The sequence below is a fragment of the Rhodococcus cercidiphylli genome (genome assembly GCF_033042225.1).
GTDB lineage: Bacteria > Actinomycetota > Actinomycetes > Mycobacteriales > Mycobacteriaceae > Rhodococcoides.
Window position 1 is genome coordinate 701,025 of record NZ_JAWLKE010000002.1, and the last position, 17,576, is coordinate 718,600.

General features: G+C 64.9%; 18 protein-coding genes. 10 read left to right on the forward strand and 8 right to left on the reverse strand.

What is annotated here, in order from left to right; all coding sequences use genetic code 11:
* Nucleotides 1-20 precede the first annotated feature (20 nt).
* Both R3P95_RS06920 and shbA read right to left on the reverse strand, forming a co-directional pair.
* Entirely contained in the window at nucleotides 21-1,667 is a 1,647-nt protein-coding gene (locus tag R3P95_RS06920) for a purine-cytosine permease family protein (RefSeq protein WP_317547780.1), read from the reverse strand.
* Between the two features lie 115 nt (nucleotides 1,668-1,782).
* Complete coding sequence (gene shbA / locus R3P95_RS06925; RefSeq protein ID WP_317547781.1) at nucleotides 1,783-2,364, reverse strand: RNA polymerase sigma factor ShbA; 582 nt, start codon at nucleotides 2,362-2,364, stop codon at nucleotides 1,783-1,785.
* 198 nt (nucleotides 2,365-2,562) lie between these two features.
* On the opposite strand from shbA, the gene R3P95_RS06930 reads away from it, so the two are divergent.
* Nucleotides 2,563-3,510, forward strand: coding sequence for an alpha/beta fold hydrolase (locus R3P95_RS06930; RefSeq protein WP_317547782.1), 948 nt, complete (start codon nucleotides 2,563-2,565; stop codon nucleotides 3,508-3,510).
* A gap of 73 nt (nucleotides 3,511-3,583) precedes the next feature.
* Here R3P95_RS06930 and R3P95_RS06935 read toward each other — a convergent pair whose 3' ends face one another.
* The 3 genes from R3P95_RS06935 to R3P95_RS06945 form a co-directional block, all read right to left on the reverse strand.
* Nucleotides 3,584-4,258, reverse strand: a complete 675-nt coding sequence (locus R3P95_RS06935) for a hypothetical protein (RefSeq protein ID WP_149405078.1) — start codon at nucleotides 4,256-4,258, stop codon at nucleotides 3,584-3,586.
* Nucleotides 4,259-4,449: 191 nt separating this feature from the next.
* Entirely contained in the window at nucleotides 4,450-5,784 is a 1,335-nt protein-coding gene (locus tag R3P95_RS06940) for an ammonium transporter (protein WP_317547783.1), read from the reverse strand.
* The gene (locus tag R3P95_RS06945) at nucleotides 5,781-6,512 is read right to left on the reverse strand and encodes an enoyl-CoA hydratase (RefSeq protein ID WP_094686727.1); all 732 of its coding nucleotides are present in this window, start codon (nucleotides 6,510-6,512) and stop codon (nucleotides 5,781-5,783) included. Before R3P95_RS06945 ends, R3P95_RS06940 begins: the two co-directional genes overlap by 4 nt.
* Before the next feature lie 62 nt (nucleotides 6,513-6,574).
* Here R3P95_RS06945 and R3P95_RS06950 point away from each other — a divergent pair, with 62 nt between their 5' ends.
* Nucleotides 6,575-7,642, forward strand: coding sequence for an NAD(P)-binding domain-containing protein (locus tag R3P95_RS06950; RefSeq protein ID WP_317547784.1), 1,068 nt, complete (start codon nucleotides 6,575-6,577; stop codon nucleotides 7,640-7,642).
* On the opposite strand, the gene R3P95_RS06955 is transcribed toward R3P95_RS06950, so the two are convergent.
* Together R3P95_RS06955 and R3P95_RS06960 are read right to left on the reverse strand one after the other, a co-directional pair.
* Nucleotides 7,639-8,460 (reverse strand): uroporphyrinogen-III synthase, encoded by an 822-nt coding sequence (locus tag R3P95_RS06955; RefSeq protein ID WP_269594855.1) that lies wholly within the window; start codon nucleotides 8,458-8,460, stop codon nucleotides 7,639-7,641. The genes R3P95_RS06950 and R3P95_RS06955 overlap by 4 nt on opposite strands.
* Before the next feature lie 41 nt (nucleotides 8,461-8,501).
* Nucleotides 8,502-9,350 carry an aldo/keto reductase gene (locus tag R3P95_RS06960; protein WP_317547785.1) on the reverse strand — a complete coding sequence of 283 codons (849 nt, stop codon included), beginning with the start codon at nucleotides 9,348-9,350 and terminating at the stop codon, nucleotides 8,502-8,504.
* A 54-nt stretch (nucleotides 9,351-9,404) separates the two neighbouring features.
* Between R3P95_RS06960 and R3P95_RS06965 the strand changes: the two genes are divergently transcribed.
* Nucleotides 9,405-11,036, forward strand: coding sequence for an ABC-F family ATP-binding cassette domain-containing protein (locus R3P95_RS06965; RefSeq protein ID WP_317547786.1), 1,632 nt, complete (start codon nucleotides 9,405-9,407; stop codon nucleotides 11,034-11,036).
* Nucleotides 11,037-11,101: 65 nt separating this feature from the next.
* Here R3P95_RS06965 and R3P95_RS06970 read toward each other — a convergent pair whose 3' ends face one another.
* Nucleotides 11,102-11,932: an alpha/beta fold hydrolase gene (locus tag R3P95_RS06970; protein ID WP_317547787.1), complete on the reverse strand. Its 831-nt coding sequence runs from the start codon at nucleotides 11,930-11,932 to the stop codon at nucleotides 11,102-11,104.
* 81 nt (nucleotides 11,933-12,013) lie between these two features.
* Here R3P95_RS06970 and R3P95_RS06975 point away from each other — a divergent pair, with 81 nt between their 5' ends.
* The 7 genes from R3P95_RS06975 to R3P95_RS07005 all read left to right on the forward strand — a co-directional run bounded on the left by R3P95_RS06975 (nucleotide 12,014) and on the right by R3P95_RS07005 (nucleotide 17,502).
* Entirely contained in the window at nucleotides 12,014-12,469 is a 456-nt protein-coding gene (locus R3P95_RS06975) for a MarR family winged helix-turn-helix transcriptional regulator (RefSeq protein WP_317547789.1), read from the forward strand.
* Nucleotides 12,470-12,533: 64 nt separating this feature from the next.
* Nucleotides 12,534-12,806: a helix-turn-helix transcriptional regulator gene (locus tag R3P95_RS06980; protein ID WP_032372936.1), complete on the forward strand. Its 273-nt coding sequence runs from the start codon at nucleotides 12,534-12,536 to the stop codon at nucleotides 12,804-12,806.
* Entirely contained in the window at nucleotides 12,803-13,333 is a 531-nt protein-coding gene (locus R3P95_RS06985; protein WP_269594850.1) for a hypothetical protein, read from the forward strand. Before R3P95_RS06980 ends, R3P95_RS06985 begins: the two co-directional genes overlap by 4 nt.
* Nucleotides 13,334-13,335: 2 nt before the next feature.
* On the forward strand, nucleotides 13,336-13,887 hold the full coding sequence (locus R3P95_RS06990; protein WP_269594849.1) for a hypothetical protein: 552 nt from the start codon (nucleotides 13,336-13,338) through the stop codon (nucleotides 13,885-13,887).
* A gap of 16 nt (nucleotides 13,888-13,903) precedes the next feature.
* A complete protein-coding gene (locus tag R3P95_RS06995) occupies nucleotides 13,904-14,797 on the forward strand; it encodes an ABC transporter ATP-binding protein (RefSeq protein ID WP_317547790.1) in 894 nt (297 codons plus the stop codon).
* Entirely contained in the window at nucleotides 14,794-15,993 is a 1,200-nt protein-coding gene (locus R3P95_RS07000; protein ID WP_149405067.1) for an ABC transporter permease, read from the forward strand. The genes R3P95_RS06995 and R3P95_RS07000 overlap by 4 nt, the downstream gene beginning before the upstream one ends.
* Before the next feature lie 24 nt (nucleotides 15,994-16,017).
* Nucleotides 16,018-17,502 (forward strand): carboxyl transferase domain-containing protein, encoded by a 1,485-nt coding sequence (locus R3P95_RS07005; RefSeq protein WP_317547791.1) that lies wholly within the window; start codon nucleotides 16,018-16,020, stop codon nucleotides 17,500-17,502.
* Nucleotides 17,503-17,576: the final 74 nt, after the last annotated feature.

A 17,576-nucleotide genomic window follows, 5' to 3' on the forward strand; every position in this document is an offset into this window, starting at 1 on the left:
GCTCACCTGCGACGAAGTCGCTACTGCGGGGGCAGGATGTGCTCCCCCGTCTTGTCGGTGCTCAGCGACAGTGAACTGATGTACTGCTTCTCCCCGTTGGGCCCGGGCACGTTGGACGCGATCATGTCGGGTCGCTCGAATTCCATTCCGCTGACGTGGCACATCACGAGTGCGTCGGACGGGTTGCCGTGCTCGTCGAACATCGGCAGATCGATGCCGTCGTCGGTACGCCGCAGGTAGTACTTGCCCTTGGTCGCAACGGCCAGGATGGGCGGAAGTATCAGTGCGAGAACAAGAGCCACGATCGGCGAGTACGGTTTGATCGCCGGTCCGAATGCTCCGAAGAACACCAGAATCGACAGGATGGCCGACGCCGCCATCGATCCGAAGCCCACCGGGTTGATGTTGTAGAGCATGCCGCGTCGAAATTCGGGGACCTTGGGTGAGAGCTTCAGGATGTACTTGTTGAAGACGATGTCCGACGCCACCACGGCGATCCACGCGATACCGCAGTTGGCGTAGAAGCCAAGGATGTCGTTGAGGAAGCTGAACATGTTGGCTTCCATCAGGATCAGCGCAATCGCGAGATTGAACAGTACGAAGACCATGCGACCCGGGTACGTTTTGGTGATGCGGGTGTAGGAGTTGGTCCACGCCAGCGACCCGGAATACGCGTTGGTGACGTTGATCTTGATCTGACTGATGACGACCAGGATCACCGCAAGGGTCATGGCGAGCCAGCCCGGCATGAAGTTCTCGTAGATCTCCAGGAACTGGTGCACCGGCTCGTTGGCGATGGTGGATCCGTCGACCACGTTGGCGATCAGGTACACGGCGAGGAACAGTCCGACGACCTGCTTGAGCGCGCCGAAGATGACCCAGCCCGGCCCGGCGAGAAGCACTGCCGTCCACCAGCGTCGGGAGTTCTCGGGTGTCTTGGGTGGCATGAAGCGCAGGTAGTCGATCTGCTCGGCGATCTGCGCGATGAGCGACAGACACACGCCGGCTGCGAGCATCACCGACCCGATGTTGACGCCCTTGCCGTCGGCACCGTCCTGGCCGCCGTAGGCGAAGAACTCCCCGACCGAATCGGGATTGCTGATCACCAGATAGACGAACGGCAGCACCATCAGCACCAGCCACAGCGGCGTGGTCCAGACCTGCAGCTTGGCAAGGGCTTTCATGCCGTAGATGACCAGCGGGATCACCATGATCGTGGACACCGCGTACCCGATGGGCAACGGGATGCCCAGTCCGAGTTCGAGTCCCTGCGCCATGATCGAACCCTCGAGCGCGAAGAAGATGAACGTGAACGTCGCGAAGATGACGTTGGTGACCACCGACCCGTAGTAGCCGAATCCGCTACCGCGCGTGATCAGGTCGAGATCGATGTTGTAGCGGGCGGCGTAGTAGGCGAGCGGGAGTCCCGTCAGGAAGATCACCACGGCGAACACCAGGATGCCCCAGAGTGCGTTGCCAGTTCCGTAGGAGATTCCGATGTTGGCACCGATCGCGAAGTCCGCGAGGTACGCGATGCCGCCGAGCGCGGACGTCGCGACGACACCGGTTCCCCACTTGCGGTAGCTACGCGGCGCGAAGCGCAGCGTGTAGTCCTCGAGCGTCTCTTTGAGCGCGGTGTCTGTCGGCGCTGGTTGTACGGCGGTCATGGGTCAACAACGTAGAACCGCCACGTTGCCGGGGTGTCTTGGGAAGATGTAGCTGCGGTTACTCACTCCGGCGATTCGGACATTCGGCCCCGAAGTCCCGCTTCGGCGAGGTTTGTCAGGCGACTGCGCGCGCCGCCAGCAGCGAGAAGTTCGACAGCTCGGCGCGCAGCATGTTCATCGCGCGATGCTGGGCCACTCGCACGGCTCCGGCCGTCATCCCAAGTGCTTCGCCGGTCTGCGGTGCCGTCATTCCCCACACGACTCGCATCAGGATGATCTTGCGGTACTTCGTCGGCAGGGTGTCCATCAATGCCTGGGTGTGGCTACGCAGTTCGTCGCCGAGCGCGAGCTGCTCCGGGCCGGCATCGGTGGACTGCTCCTCCGGCATCTCGTCGATCGAGAACGACTGTCGCAGAACCGATTTACGACCCGCGTCGGCCAGCTTGTGCGCGGCGATCCCGTACACGAACGCCATGAAGGGCTTGCCCATGTCGCGGTACTTGGGAATGGCGGTGACCAGTGCGAGGCAGACCTCCTGCACCACATCGTCCGCGGCGACGTCGAGATTCCCGATGCGAGCTGCGCAGTATCGACGAACCGGTGGCTGGATCAACACCAGCACCTGTTCGAGAGCGAGTCGATCTCCCGCAACGGCGCGGGGCACAACGTCCTCGAGCCTGTCCATGCCGAAACCCATGGCCGATCTCCTCACTGGCAACGCGCGTCCTTTCCTGAACGCTCACCAGTACTTCGGTGCCGATTCCCACCCGGCTTGGTCCGAGTGGGTACCACACCGAACAAAAATTGTGATTCAGGTAACACGGCGTGTCGACGAAGCGAAGTACCGGACAACACCGTCGTCGCAGCACGTGACACTCACACCCGCGGAGCGCCCATGATCACCAGCGAGCAGAGCCATCAGGTCGGTCGCCGCAGCACCGTCGCTGCCGGCGACGGCACCGCTCTGGCGGTTCGCGAGTTCGGGCATCCGAATGCGCCACTGACCGCGGTGTTCGTGCACGGACACTGCCTGCGGATGCAGTCGTGGACCGACCTGCGTGCACAGGTGGAACACGCCTGGGGAGACGACGTGCGGATCGTGATGTACGACCACCGCGGGCACGGGGAGTCGAGTGCGGCCGCGCCGGAGAGCTGCACCATCGATCAGCTCGGTGAGGACCTGGCCGACGTCATCCGTGCGATGGTCCCGTCGGGACCGTTCGTCGTCGTCGGCCATTCGATGGGGGGAATGACGGCGCTCTCCTACGCCCGTCAGAACCCGGAGGCCATCGGCACGCGCCTGGTCGGAGTCGGTTTGATCGCGACGTCGGCGGGTGGAATCACCGACGACGGACTCGGCAGTGCCCTCGCGCATCCCGCGGTGTCGGTGTTCCAGGCCGCTGTTCGACGCGCCCCTCGACTGATGTCGGGTGCCAAGCGACTCAGTCGCGGCGTGTGGGCCCCGATCGTCAGGACCGCGGGATGCGGATCCCGAAGAGTCGGTCCGAGGGTGGTGACGCTGGCGACGGCAATGCTGGGCGAGACGTCCATCGTGACGTTGGCCGGCTTCCTCGGGGCATTCCGAGGTCTCGACGAGGTGGCCGGCCTGGCTGCTCTCGCCTCGATCCCCACCCTGGTCCTGTGCGGCTCGGACGACCTGATGACACCGATGCGTCACTCGGAAACCATTGCCGAACATCTGCCCGACGCTCGCCTGGTGTGCGTCGCAGAGGCCGGGCACATGGTGATCCTGGAACGGGCCCGCGAAGTGGCCGATGCCGTCGTCGAACTCGTGACGGCGGCTCGCCGTGCACACGTGCGAGATCTCGCGCTGGCTCGCTAGCGACAAGAACCTGCCGACGACTGTGGCCCGCAACGGAGGATCCGATGCGGGCCACAGCACTGCTGTACGAGAGTTACTTCTTGACGGCGGGAGGAGCGTTGAGGAGCTGGATGAACTGCCCTGCGTTGCCTGCGATGGCACCGAGACCACCGATGGCGGTTCCGGCGAGCGAAGCACCCGAGCCGAGAAGCAGTGCGCCGCCGACGCATCCGGCTACCGGTGCTGCACCGAAGAGCAGCAGGGCAGGCGCGGAGACGGTGCCGGCGGCGATGGCTCCGAGGAAGCAACCGGTGACCAGACCGGTTGCGGCTCCGAGGAATCCACCGACCGAAGCGGACAGGCTGATGTTGTCCTTGACGCCGGAGACCGCGGCGGGCAGGTCGACCTGCTGCAGACCCGGGAGAGAGGCGGAGACCGGGGTTGCCGCGGCAGGTGAGGCGTCGGCGGTCAGGGTGGCGTGGTTTCCGTCGATGACGGCTGCGACGGGGTGCGAGAAGCCGTCTGCGGCAATGGCCAACGGCACCGAGTCGACCAGCACACCGTTGGCGTCGCGGACGACGAGGTGGTTGTCCTCGTTGCTCAGGGTGCCGGCCGTCGTGTCGACGAGGACCTGGTTGCCGGCCTGGGTGACGTTCCACCCGACGGCAGCGGCGGGAGCCGGTGCCGGATCCGCGTAGGCGGTGCCCATGGCGGTCGTCATCGCTGCAATGACCAATGCGGACGTTGCCGCGAATCGAGTCAGCTTCATGTTCCTCAGTCTTTCGTCGTGTCCATCACTCGATGCGAGCAGCGAAAAACTATGGGTGGAACACGCGGGTCAGGAGAACCGAAGATGAACGATCGGGGTCGAACCGAACAACGATTGCACGCATCGACTCATAAGGGACAGAACGGGTTTCGAAGTCCAAACCGTTCGTAAACGACACGCACGGGTTGTCTCTACTTACCGAAAAGACCCGGCTTGTTGCTGCCTCCGTGGCTCACCCCGAAGTCGTAGGCGGACTCGGCGTGCTCGTGCTCGTCGAGACCGTCGGCTTCGTGTTGCGCGTCGGCGCGCACTCCCATGACAGCCTTGATCGCGAACGCGATCCCGGTGGTGACGACGGCGCAGTAGGCGAACACCGCAGCCACCGCGACCGCCTGTACCCACAGCTGATGCAGCCCGCCGCCGTACAACAGACCGTCCACCCCTGCCGGCATCTGCGCACTGGCCACGAGTCCGATCATCAGCGTGCCGACGATGCCACCGACGAGATGCACACCGACGACATCGAGCGAATCGTCGTAGCCGAAGCGGTATTTGAGGCCGATGGCCAGGGCACACAGCGCACCCGACGCGATGCCGATCGCCGCGGCGCCGATGGGGGTGACCGCCGTGCACGAGGGTGTGATGGCCACCAAACCGGCCACGACGCCGGAGGCCGCACCGAACGACGTCGCATGGCCGTCCCGCAGCTTCTCGACGACGAGCCACGCCGCCATGGACATCGCTCCGGCACCCATCGTGTTCACCAGAGCCACCGCGGCGACGCCGTCCGCGGCCAACGACGATCCCGCGTTGAACCCGAACCAACCGAACCACAGCAGCCCGGCTCCGAGCATGACGGCCGGAAGGTTGTGCGGGCGCATGGGATCTCGCGGCCAACCACGCCGCTTGCCGACGACGAGCGCGAGAACGAGGCCGGCGACGCCTGCGTTGATCTCCACCGCAGTTCCGCCGGCGAAGTCGATGGCACCGAGCCTGTTGGTGATCCACCCACCGAACTCACTGGTGAGCCCGTCGAGCGAGAACACCCAGTGCGCCACCGGAAAGTAGACGAGTGTGGACCACAGCGCCGCGAACAGTACCCAGGGCACGAATCGCATTCGATCTGCGACGGCACCGGAGATCAGCGCCACCGTCACCATCGCGAAACCCGCCTGGAACGCCGCGAACACCAGCGCCGGAACGGTTCCCACCAACGGAATCGACACCGTCCCTGCGGCCGAGGTGTACACCCCACCCAGCAGACCCTCGAAACCGGCGTGCTGCAACGGGTTTCCGATCCACCCGCCGATCACGTTGTCGCCGAACACCATCGAGAATCCGAACGCCAACCACAGCAGCCACACCACTGCGATCGCCGACAAACTCATCATCATCATGTTCAGCACACTCTTCGAGCGCACCATGCCGCCGTAGAAGAAGGCCAGGCCGGGAGTCATCAGCAGCACCAGCGCGGTACTGGTCAGCAGCCACGCCGTATCGCCCGCATCGGGCGCGCCGACGATCACCTGCCCACGAACTTCGGCTTGCGCTTCTCGGATCGTGCGCGGCGCGCTTCTTTCATGTCCTCGCTGCTCCACGCGGCCTCGAACGCAGCGACCTGCTCCGGCGTCGGAACATCCTGTGCTCCATCGTCGTTGAAGACGAGCTTGAGGTGACGCAACGCCAAGGGAGCGAGTTCGGTGATCGACTGCGCCCACTGTGTTGCGACGTCCAGGTCGCCGAGCTTGTTCGCCAGCCCGCAGGTGAACGCCTGCTCGGTGTACACCCGCTCACCGCCGAGCAGGATGGTGCGCGCAACACCGCCGCCCGCGAGCGAGGCCAACCGCCGGATGGTCCAGTTGCTCACCGCGATGCCGAGCCGGGTCGACGGTATTTCGAAGAAACTGCCCGGCGCAACGACTCGCAGATCGCACGCGACGGCCAACTGTGTGCCGGCACCGACGGCCGGTCCGTTCACCGCGGCCACGACCGGAATCGAGGTCCGCTGGATTGCCGTCAGCATCTCTTCGAGGATCTGCCCGAAGTGCTCGGGAAACGCGTCCCCCGTCAGGTCTGCACCCGCACAGAAGCTGGTGCCCTGGCCGGTGACGACCACGACCCGCGCGCCGTCACGCTCGGCTTGTTCTACTCCGCGATGCACCGCCAGGCACAACTCGGAGTTCAACGCGTTCCGTCGATCCGGCCGCTGCAGTTCGAGGGTGACGACGTCGCCGTCACGAGAGAGTCCGATCACGAGAGCAGAGGTTACCCACCAGTACAGAAAATGACAGTGCGGGGCCTGATCTACTGGTCTCCATGATCGACACTCGGGTCGCCGTCATCGGTGCCGGCCAAGCCGGACTCTCGGCCGGTTATCACCTGCACCGCACCGGACTCACCGCAGGCGAGGGCTTCGTGATGTTGGATCGCTCCCCCGGGCCGGGCGGCGCATGGCAGTTCCGCTGGCCCTCGCTGACGCTGAGCACCGTCAACGGCGTACACGACCTGCCCGGTATGGCCTTCGCGGACACGCTCGGAGACGAGCCGGCCGAGACCATCGCCGCCGCCGACGCCGTCCCCCGGTACTACCGCGAGTACGAGGAACGCTTCGAACTGCATGTTCGACGCCCCGTCACGGTGACCGTCGTGTGCGATCGGGAACCCCGATTCCGGGTCGAAGCCGGCGAGACCGTCGTCATGGCCGAGGGGCTGATCAATGCGACCGGCACGTGGGAGAAGCCGTTCGTTCCGCACTACGACGGAGCCGAGACCTTTGCAGGCAGGCAACTGCACACCAAGGACTATCGGACGGCCGACGAGTTCGCAGGCAAGCACGTCGTCGTGGTGGGCGGCGGCATCTCGGCCGTTCAACTGCTCGACGAGATCTCGCAGGTCACGTCCACGACATGGGTGACGCGTCGACCACCGGTGTTCCGGGACAGCGAATTCGATCACGATGCCGGCCGCAAGGCCGTCGCCATGGTCGAGGAACGTGTGCGGGCGGGCCTGCCACCCGGCTCGGTCGTGTCGGTGACCGGACTGCTGCTGACGCCGTCGTTGGCTGCCGCCCGCGAGCGCGGGGCTCTCGAACGCAAGCCGATGTTCTCCTCGATCACCGCCGATTCCGTTGTGTGGGAGGACGGGTCGACTCAGCACGCCGATGTGATTCTGTGGGCCACCGGGTTTCGGAGCGCCCTCGACCACCTCGCGCCGCTGCGCCTGCGCGGACACGGCGGCGGAATCGTCATGGACGGCAGGCTCACCACCCGGGTCGCCGCGAACCATCGCGTCCACCTGCTCGGCTACGGGCCGTCCGCCAGCACCATCGGGGCAAACCGAGCCGGGCGAGCAGCGGTGACCGAACTGCTCGAGACCCTGGATTAACCGAGCCTCTCGGTCACGAATTTCGCCAGCGCGCCCAGTCGCGCCCGGCTCGGCATCGACGTCGGAACACCCAACGCGTCCAACGGTGCCGACGTCACCGGCCCGACGCAGATCGCGGCGACAGGTCCTCGAAGCGCGTCGAGGAAGGCGTCGAGCATGCCGTTGTCCTTGGCGGTCGAGAGCAGGGACGCCACCGCGGGGGCGCTGGTGAACGTCACCGCATCCACCCGATTCTCGATGATCTGTTCCAACAGGTCGACCAGTGGAGCCTGATCCGCGGGGCGAATCCAGCGGTACACCGGGATCGGTCGGACATGCGCGCCGAGTTCGGTCAGCGCATCACTGAGGTGAATGGTCGGCTCCCACTCGGTGATCACCCCGTGCAGCTGAACTGCGATGTCCACCCCGGCAACACCCTCGGCCTCGAGATGATCGGAGACTTCCTGCGAGGCCTCGGTGGCCGGCGACCACTCCTCGCGGAGCCCCGTGCCACGAATTGCCCCGCGCGCCTTGGGACCTCGGGCAAGGATTCGCGTGTGCCCCAGCGCTGTCACGAGTTCTTCGCGCATACCCCAGTCGGCGGCCGCGTCGAGCCAGCCCCGAAAACCGATGCCGGTACTGATCACGACGATCTGCGGTGGGCGTTCGACGATGCCCTCGGTGGCGGACCTCAGATCGGAGTCGTCGATCAGGGGCAGAACGTGAATCGCCGCGGCGTGAACGATGTTCGCGCCGCGGCGTTCGAGCATGGTGGCCAGTTCGTCTGCACGTCGCTCGGCAGTGAGGGCAACGGTCTTGCCTGCGAGCGAATCGGACATGGGTACAGACTAGGCCCCCGACGTGCCCGGAATGTGACAGGTCAGCTGCTGAACTTGTCCGGGTCCGGGCCGGTGCGGCCGTCTGCGGAGTCCAGCGCGTTGATCTGCTGAATCTCGTCGTTGCTGAGCTCGAAGCCGAACACGTCGAAGTTGCTGGCGATGCGCTTCGGGGTCACCGACTTGGGGATCACCACGTTGCCGAGCTGAATGTGCCAGCGCAGGATGACCTGGGCCGGAGTGACGCCGTGCGCGTCACCGATCTTCGCGAACACCGGCTCGTCGAGAATGGTGCCCGAGCCGAGCGGGCTCCAGGCCTCGGTGGCGATGCCCTTCGAAGTGTGGAACGCGCGCAGCTCCTCCTGGACGAACCGCGGGTGCAGCTCGACCTGGTTGATCGACGGTGTCTCGCCTACCGCGTCGATGAGCTTCTCGAGGGTGGGGATGGTGAAGTTGGAGACGCCGATGGAGCCGATGCGGCCGTCGGCCTTGAGCTTCTGGAACGCCTTGAACGTGTCGATGTACTTGTCGCGGTCGAGCTGCTGCCAGTGAATGAGGTACAGGTCGAGGTACTCGAGTCCGAGGCGATCCATGCTCGCGTCGAATGCCTTCAGAGTGGAGTCGTAGCCCTGGTCGTCGTTCCACAGCTTGGTGGTGATGAACAGCTCGTCACGGGCGATGCCGGACTCTGCGATTGCGCGGCCGGTGCCGGTCTCGTTCTCGTACACCTTGGCGGTGTCGATGCTGCGGTAGCCGACCTTCAGCGCCTCGGTCACTGCGGCCTGCGCACCGTCGTCGGGAACCTGCCACACACCGAACCCCAACTGGGGAATGGACGTGCCGTCGTTGAGCACGATGGTCGGGACAGTACTGGTCTCGGCTGAATACGTCATACGAATGGCAACGGTGGGTGGGGTGGTGTTGTTCCCGCCCCTTAGTGTTTCGGTGTGACCGCAACGCTTCGTATCGATGATCTCGCCGCTTTCCACGGCGATCGAACCCTGTTCTCCGGACTCGATCTGACGGTTACCGAGGGTGATGTGATCGGGCTCGTCGGAGCGAACGGTGCAGGCAAGTCGACGTTGTTGACCCTGCTCGCGGGTGTGGGGACGGCCGATCACGAGGGTGAGATCTACACCAGCCCGCCCGACGCGACCGTCGGATATCTGGCGCAGGAGCCCGAGCGGATCGCCGGGGAGACGGTGTTGGACTTCCTCGGTCGGCGGACCGGGGTGACCGAGGCCGAACTCTCCATGAACTCCGCCGCCGAGGCGTTGGGGTCGAGTGATGACGACCTCTACACCCCGGCATTGGAGAAGTGGCTTGCGCTCGGCGGCGCGGATCTGGCGGAGCGCACGGCGAAGGTTCTCGCGGACCTCGGTCTGGATGTCGACGGGTCTGCGCTGATGACGGCGCTGTCGGGTGGGCAGGCTGCGCGCGCGGGGCTCGCCGCGATTCTGCTCGCGCGTTACGACATTCTTCTGCTCGACGAGCCGACCAACGACCTCGATCTGGCGAGCCTCGAGCAACTCGAGCAGTTCGTCGTCGCGACGCGGGCGGCGATCGTCGTCGTCAGTCACGATCGTGAATTCCTGGCGCGGACGGTGACTGGAGTCGTCGAGCTCGATCGGGCTCAGCGGCGCATCGATGTGTACGACGGCAGCTATCAGTCCTATCTGGCGGAACGGGAGATTGCGCGCCAGCACGCCAGGGAAAAGTACGACGAGTTCGCAGACACCAAGTCCGCGTTGGAGTCTCGGGCACAGATGCAGCGGAACTGGATGGAGTCGGGGGTACGCAACGCACGCCGGAAGGCCACCGACAACGACAAGATCGCCCGCAAGACCCGCGCCGAATCCACCGAGAAGCAAGCCGCGAAAGCCCGTCAGACCCAGCGGCGCATCGAGCGACTCGAGGTGGTCGAGGAGCCTCGCAAGGAGTGGGAGCTGCGGATGGAGATTGCGGCGGCTCCACGCAGTGGCACTGTCGTCGCAGTTCTGGGCGGTGCCATTGTCCGGCGATCCGGGTTCACTTTCGGCCCGGTGACGACGCAGATCGAGTGGGGCGATCGGATTCTGATCACGGGGCCCAACGGCTCCGGCAAGACGACGTTGTTGTCGGTGCTGTTGGGCCGGTTGGACCCGGACGAGGGCTCGGCATCGTTGGGTTCGGGTGTGGCGGTCGGTGAAATCGATCAGGCGCGAGCATATTTCGTCGGCGAGGGCACAGTGTCCGACGCCTTGAGCGCAGCGGTTCCCGAGTGGCCCGACGCCGAAGTCCGCACCCTGCTGGCCAAGTTCGGCCTCCGCGGCGACGACGCATTGCGGCCGGCGTCGTCTCTCTCGCCCGGTGAGCGAACCCGCGCGGCACTCGCGTTGCTGCAGGCCCGCGGCGTCAACCTGCTGGTACTCGACGAGCCGACCAACCACCTCGATCTACCTGCCATCGAACAACTCGAACGTGCGATGGAGAACTTCGAGGGAACACTGCTGCTGGTCACCCACGACCGCAGAATGCTCGACACGGTCCGCAGCACAAGACACTGGACGATGAACGACGGGCAGCTGTCGGAACTGTAGACGCGGGGAGTCGAAATCGGGTGCAGCTGACCGCGGTGAGCGCGGTCAGCTGCACCCGATTTTCATCAACTGAGCAGAATTTCGTTGACCTCGAGTGCCGGATGCATCGGCAGCCCGTGGTGGGTGGCGTTCTCGAGCACCACCGTCCTCGCCGTCGGCAGGACAGCATGCACAGCCGATTCGACACGAGCCGCGTTGTGCACCTTCCCCTTCCCCGCCAGGACCACAGTGGTGCGCACATCGAAGCCCTCGAACGCAGCGGGCTTCGGCCGCTTCGGAACAATGGTCTTTGCCGTCGGGAAATGTGCGGCTCCGAGCGCGAGGACGTCGAGCCAGTCGGGATCCAAAGCCAGGCCATCGGTCTCCCACGCTACGAAGCGGCGCTGCCGATTTTCGTTGGGCCGCAGCAGTATCGGTAGCGCATGGAGCAGGTACCGCGGACTCATGGAGCCGAAGCAGGCATTGGGATCGAGCAGAGTGAGCGCGTCGACGCGGCTTTCGTTGCGCAGAGAGAACGCCAGGGCGATCATCGCGCCGTATGAATGTCCGCAGAGTGCCGCAGTTCGAAGGTCCAGTGCATCGAGAACCGCCGTCACCCAGTTCAGCAGCTCGTCCACGCAGTCGATGGGATGGTCACCTGGAACACTGCGCCCGACGTCGCCCATGATGTCGACCCCGTACACCCGATAGTGCTGCGAGAGTGCCTCGACGTTGGCGAACCACACGGTGGACGTCGCACCCGCCCCCGGTAGCAGCACCAGCGCCGGGCCGTCGGCGGGTCCGCAGGCGTTGATTCGCGTGGTGCCGTGCACCGTCTTCACGTCGATGGCGTGGGTATCTGCCGGCCACTTCAGCAGCACCCGGTCGTAGGCGGAGAAGAATTCGTCCAGCGACATTACAACCCTCTACTCTCTCGATGATCGAGATAGTAGACAATAGAGAGACCGCTCGTCCAGCATCTCCCGAGGGATCAGCACATGACCGAACCTGTCGCCGCCGTGCATCAGCTGCGAGCACTCACCGTCGAGCTCGATCTCCTCGGCGCAGGCTTCGCCCAGAAGCACTCACTTCACCCGACCGACATCCGCGCGCTGATCTGCCTGCTGGATGCGGACCGAGCCGGAACGCGTGCCACACCCGGCTGGCTCGGCGCGCAACTGGGTCTGGAATCCGCGTCTGTTACCGCCCTGATCGATCGAATGGCCAAGCGCGAGTTGGTCTCACGTGAACCCGACCCGGCCGATCGCCGGCGAGTACTGCTGTTCGTCACCGAACATGCAGCCGAACTCGGCATGACGTTCTTCGGCTCCGTCATCGGTCGGGCCGTCGACGAACTCGCGCGCTTCACCCCCGATCAGCGGGCAACGATCGACGAGTTTCTGACGACGATGCGCGCCGTCGTTGCCGACGCCCGGGACCAACATGCAACGTAGTCAACGGAAGCAATCTGTTATTAACCGTTGACAGATCGTTGGGTTTATACAACACTTCATTGTCATGAGCCCCGTCAAGCGTGGTACCGCGCTCCCGATCTTCAACAGGGTGGGTGTTCTGCGGGCAGAACGGAAGATGAGCCGCGCGCAACTGGCCGAACTCGTCGAAGTGAATCCCCAGACGGTGGGTGCCCTCGAACGAGGCGACCACTACCCGAGCCTCGACCTCGCGATGCGCATCTGCGACGTCTTCGATCTGCCGATCGAAGCAGTGTTCTCGCGCACCGAACTCGGACCACTCTCGGCCGAACTCTTCCGAAGGGAGAAGGATCGATGAACACGCACAGTCCCAGCATCTTCAGTAGATATCAGGAAGCCCGGACGAAAGTGTTTCTGGAGAACGAAAAGACCTATGCGAACTGGCTGCCGGGATTGCGAGTCCAGAAACGACGCCGAGCTTTCGTCACCATCCTTCTGGTGCTGCTCACAGCTTCCGCGGGCTTCGCACTGTCGGACCCGCTGTTCGAGTGGGCGATCGGATTCTGGGGAATCTGCTACATCGTGTTCGCGTTCGCGACAATCGTCCTCGGCATCGTGTCCAATCGGCGCGCCGAAGCACCGGTGGAAGCGCTCGACGAGCTCGAAGTCCAGCTCCGCAACCAGGCCCGATCCATCGGCCTGACGGTTACTCAGGTGTTGGGCACCGCTGCCGCGGCGTACCTGTTCCTCGGATCGATTTTCGGGGCAACGAATCTCGGGATCTCCGGCGGCGCACTGATGCTGACCGCTTTGAGCACTGGAGGTGCTACTCCCGCAATGCTTCTCGCATGGACCACTCCCGACCCCGACCCCGAGGACGGCTGACAATGAGCGAACGCACCGACATTCTCACCCGCTACCAGGCGTATCGCACGCGGCGATTCCTCGAGAACGACGCCAAGACAAGGCACTGGCTGCCCGCCTGGCGGACACAGCATCGACGTCGAATCCTCGTTGTCGCGCTGTCCGTCGTTCTCTTCTCCTTCTTCGTCATCAGCATTACCAGCCTCTTCGTCGAGTGGGCAGCAATCGCATGGATACCGGCCGTTCTGCTGTTCCTTCCGATCTGGACGGCGCTGCAGACGGTCTCCGGAAGGCACGGCGACGCTCCGGTCGGAGCACTGGACGAGTGGGAAGTACAGCAACGCAACGAGGCTCGCTCCATCGGCCTCACCATCACGCAGACCCTGGTGATGGCGGCAGCGTTCGCGTCCATCTTTCTGTCGACGGCCAACGACGAGATGCCTCGCCTCGCCTACGCGGGTGGCGGTTGGACCCTGGCGGCATTGCTGGCCGGTATCTGCTCCCCCGCAATGATTCTCGCCTGGATCACCCCCGACCCCGAACTCGAAGACACCGAAGATTTCGACCCGAAGTAACGACCGAAAGGGCACCATGAGCACCCTCACGATCGACTCCGTTTCCAAGAAGTACGGCGACAAGATCGCCCTGGACAACCTCAGCTTCGACGTCCGGCCCGGCGAGCTGTTCGGCTTCGTCGGCAGCAACGGTGCTGGCAAGACCACCACGATGCGCATCGCGCTCGGAGTCTTGTCGGCGGATTCCGGCCAGGTTCTGTTGGCCGGCAAGCCCGTCGACCTCGATGTTCGTCGCACCATCGGCTACATGCCCGAGGAGCGCGGCCTGTATCCCAAGATGAAGGTCGGCCCGCAGTTGGCGTACATGGCCGAACTGCACGGCCTGTCGTCCAAGGACGCGAAGGCTGCGGTGATCCGCTGGACCGAACGCCTCGGCATCGATCAGCGCGTCAACGACACAGTCGACGCGCTGAGCCTGGGCAACCAGCAGCGGGTGCAGTTGGCGGCCGCGCTGGTGCACGACCCCGCGGTTCTCGTGTTGGACGAGCCATTCTCCGGTCTCGACCCCATCGCCGTCGACGTGATGAGCGAGGTGCTGCGCGAAAAGGCCGCTGCCGGAGTACCGGTGGTGTTCTCGAGTCACCAGCTCGACCTGGTGCAACGTCTGTGCGATCGCGTCGGCATCATCGCCGCCGGCTCGATGAAGGCCGTCGGTACCGTCGACGAGCTACGCGGATCGGGAGATGCGCAACTGCGCGTCCATGCACCGCACGCGGCACCCGGATGGGCGTCGGGCATCGCCGGGGTGAGCACCCTCGGCCACAGCGACGGCGTCACCGTCCTGGGCTTGGCACCCGGGGCAGACGATCAAGAAGTCCTCCGAGCCGCACTGGCGACCGGTCCGGTACACGACTTCTCCATCCAGAAACCTTCCCTGAGCGACCTGTTCCGAGAGGCGGTAGTGGCATGAGCTCCCAACTGAACTCCTTCAGCGCAGTGTCTTTGATAGCCAAGCGCGAGTTCACCGTTCAGGTGATGAAGAAGAGCTTCGTCATCAGCAACGTGATCATTCTCGCCGTCATCGTCGGCGGCATCATCGCGTTCTCGATCTTCTCCGGCAGCGGCGACGAAGAGCGTGACGTCGTCGGCATTGCCGGAGACCAATCCATCGCGGCCGTGGTGGAAGCAACCGGGGACGCCGTCGGATCTCCGGTCGAGGTGCGCGAAGTCGCCGACGCGGCAGCCGCACGCAGCGGCGTCGAATCCGGGGATCTCGACGTGGCGCTGGTTCCGGACGGAACCGCGGGTGCGTACACCGCCGTCACCGAGTCCGATCTGACCGGAACGTTGAGGGCCGTCGTCGAAGGTAGTGTCGCGACGCAGGCAACGAATACTGCACTGGCGCAACAAGGTGTCGATCAGAACGAACTCGGGGCAGCGACGAGTGCCGCGACGGTCACCGTCGACGCGATCGATCCGCCGGATCCCGAGGCCGGGCAGCGGACCGCTCTGGCGCTGTCCGCAGTGTTCCTGCTGTATGCCCAGATCATCGGCTTCGGCATGTACGTCGCGATGGGCGTCGTCGAGGAAAAGTCCTCACGCGTGGTCGAACTGTTGCTCTCCACCGTCCGCCCCCTGCAGTTGCTGTGGGGAAAGATTCTCGGTATCGGCGCGGTCGGCATTCTGCAGCTCGCTCTGTACGGAATAGCCGGTGTAGGAGCAGGATTGGGCACAGGCGTCCTGACGGTCACCGGTGCCGCGGTGAGCGTCTTCGCGGCAACGCTGGCGTGGTTCATCTTGGGATTCGCCTTCTTCGCGGTGCTCTACGCCGCCGGCGGGTCGATGGTCTCGCGGCAGGAGGACGTCAATTCGACGACCATGCCGCTACTCATTCTGATCATGGCGATGTTCTTCGCAGCGTTCTATTCCGTCAGCGACCCGGAGAGCACCCTGGCCAACACCTTGAGCTGGATTCCTCCGTTCTCCGCCATCATGATGCCGCTGCGTATCGCGGCTGGAGTGACCTCGCCGGTTCAGATCGTCGGATCAGCAGTCCTGATGATCGTCACCACCGCGATCCTGGCGATGGGTGCAGCCAAGATCTACCAGCGATCCATTCTCCGGATCGGCAAGACCGTCTCGTGGAAGGAAGCGTTTGCTCGCTAGGGTTCGCTGCGTAGGCTCCCCGACATGAGCCCACGAACATCCGCCGCCGAGATTCTCGATTCCGTTCTCGACGGCGGATCGTTCGTGTCCTGGGACTCCGAGCCGGTCGATGTTCACCCCAACGACTCCTATCAGCGCGACCTCGCGAAGGCGCGGGAGAAGAGCGGGGTCGACGAGTCGGTGCTGACGGGCGAGGGCACCATCGACGGCCGGCGGGTGGTGATGATCGCGTGCGAGTTCGCGTTTCTCGCCGGTTCGATCGGCGTTGCTGCGGCCGAGCGCACCACCTCCGCCATCGAGCGCGCCACCGCGGAGGGCCTACCGCTCATCGCCTCCCCCACCTCCGGCGGCACGCGCATGCAGGAGGGAACGTTGGCCTTCGTGCAGATGGTCAAGATCGCTTCCGCCGTCACCGCGCACAAGGCGGCGCACCTGCCGTACCTGGTGTATCTGCGCAACCCCACGACCGGTGGGGTGTTCGCGTCCTGGGGGTCGCTGGCGCACGTCACCGTCGCCGAACCCGGTGCGCTCATCGGATTTCTCGGTCCGCGCGTTTATCAGGCGTTATACGACAAGCCCTTTCCCGACGGGGTGCAGACCGCCGAGAATCTCTACCAGCACGGCGTCATCGATGGCGTGGTGCCGTTGGATCACCTGCGTCACCTACTGATTCGCGCACTTCGAGTGATCCTGGACGCCACGGTGTGGCCCGACCTCACCGGCGACGTACAGGCCGAGATACCGGAGCAGTCTGCCTGGCATTCGGTGCAGTCGTCGCGTCGCGCGGATCGCCCCGGCATTCGGCAGCTCATCGAACACGCTGCCGGCGAACATGTTCCGCTCAGCGGCACCGGTCAGGGCGAGGCCGACACGTCGATTCTGTTGTCGCTGTGCCGAATCCGAGGGATCTCCTGCGTCCTGTTCGGCAACGACCGAAGCAGCAGCACCGCCACCGCCACCATGGGCCCGGCGGCACTGCGAGAAGCGCGACGCGGCATGCGCCTGGCCGAGGAACTGCGCCTACCGCTGGTCCTGGTGATCGACACCTTCGGGGCGGCACTGTCCAAGGAGGCCGAGGAGGGAGGCCTGGCACCCGAGATCGCGCGCTCGATCTCCGATCTCGTCACCGTCGATACCCCGACCGTCTCCATCCTGCTCGGCCAGGGCACCGGCGGTGGAGCGCTCGCACTGCTGCCCGCCGACCGGGTGCTGTGCGCCCAGAACGCCTGGCTCGCACCACTTCCGCCCGAGGGTGCCAGTGCCATCGTGCACCGCGATACCGCTCACGCCCCCGACATGGCCGAGGCCCAAGGCATCAGGTCGGTCGACCTGCTGCGCGACGGCATCGTCGACGCCATCGTTGCCGAACTCCCCGATGCGGCCGACGAGCCCGCATCCTTCTCCGGCCGCATCGCCGACGCCATCGTCCGGGAACTGCATGCGCTGTCCACCGTCGATCCCGCCACCCGGACTCGAAACAGACTCGGTCGTTACCGCAATCTCGGATAGACGGTATGGAGGTCTTGGCTGGGGCCCCTCCGCATGTAAGCGTGGGTTGCCGACAGGAGTGGGTCCTGGCCGGT

Coding starts and splice junctions, on each gene's coding strand:
- R3P95_RS06970 (WP_317547787.1), bottom strand. CDS start 11,932: ATGTCGCTGGACGAATTCTTCTCCGCCTACGACCGGGTGCTGCTGAAG.
- R3P95_RS06985 (WP_269594850.1), top strand. CDS start 12,803: ATGAACACGCACAGTCCCAGCATCTTCAGTAGATATCAGGAAGCCCGG.
- shbA (WP_317547781.1), bottom strand. CDS start 2,364: ATGGGTTTCGGCATGGACAGGCTCGAGGACGTTGTGCCCCGCGCCGTT.
- R3P95_RS06920 (WP_317547780.1), bottom strand. CDS start 1,667: ATGACCGCCGTACAACCAGCGCCGACAGACACCGCGCTCAAAGAGACG.
- R3P95_RS06935 (WP_149405078.1), bottom strand. CDS start 4,258: ATGAAGCTGACTCGATTCGCGGCAACGTCCGCATTGGTCATTGCAGCG.
- R3P95_RS06950 (WP_317547784.1), top strand. CDS start 6,575: ATGATCGACACTCGGGTCGCCGTCATCGGTGCCGGCCAAGCCGGACTC.
- R3P95_RS07000 (WP_149405067.1), top strand. CDS start 14,794: ATGAGCTCCCAACTGAACTCCTTCAGCGCAGTGTCTTTGATAGCCAAG.
- R3P95_RS06990 (WP_269594849.1), top strand. CDS start 13,336: ATGAGCGAACGCACCGACATTCTCACCCGCTACCAGGCGTATCGCACG.
- R3P95_RS06930 (WP_317547782.1), top strand. CDS start 2,563: ATGATCACCAGCGAGCAGAGCCATCAGGTCGGTCGCCGCAGCACCGTC.
- R3P95_RS06995 (WP_317547790.1), top strand. CDS start 13,904: ATGAGCACCCTCACGATCGACTCCGTTTCCAAGAAGTACGGCGACAAG.
- R3P95_RS06980 (WP_032372936.1), top strand. CDS start 12,534: ATGAGCCCCGTCAAGCGTGGTACCGCGCTCCCGATCTTCAACAGGGTG.
- R3P95_RS06955 (WP_269594855.1), bottom strand. CDS start 8,460: ATGTCCGATTCGCTCGCAGGCAAGACCGTTGCCCTCACTGCCGAGCGA.
- R3P95_RS07005 (WP_317547791.1), top strand. CDS start 16,018: ATGAGCCCACGAACATCCGCCGCCGAGATTCTCGATTCCGTTCTCGAC.
- R3P95_RS06960 (WP_317547785.1), bottom strand. CDS start 9,350: ATGACGTATTCAGCCGAGACCAGTACTGTCCCGACCATCGTGCTCAAC.
- R3P95_RS06975 (WP_317547789.1), top strand. CDS start 12,014: ATGACCGAACCTGTCGCCGCCGTGCATCAGCTGCGAGCACTCACCGTC.